Below are 218 nucleotides of genomic sequence, written 5' to 3' on the forward strand. Positions count from 1 at the left end.
TGGATCGAGATGGCGACGGTCATGAACACGGCCAACAGCGGGACGGTGAAGCCGAACAGCGCGGTGCCGCCCTCGAGCCCGAGGTCGGCGAAGGAGACGCCGACCGCGATCCCCTCGGGGAAGCTGTGGACCGTCAGCACGCCGAGGATCAGGATCAGCTTCTTGAAGTCCGCCTCGGCGTACTCCCGCGGGTCGATGTCGGCGTCCAGCAGCACCTC

General features: G+C 67.4%; 1 pseudogene. It reads right to left on the bottom strand.

Features of this window, described 5'->3' with window-relative positions:
* A pseudogene (locus EXE42_RS18210) lies at positions 1-218 on the bottom strand (ZIP family metal transporter); the annotation flags it as partial.

It is taken from the genome of Halorubrum sp. SP3 (assembly GCF_005435195.1).
Taxonomy (GTDB): domain Archaea; phylum Halobacteriota; class Halobacteria; order Halobacteriales; family Haloferacaceae; genus Halorubrum; species Halorubrum sodomense.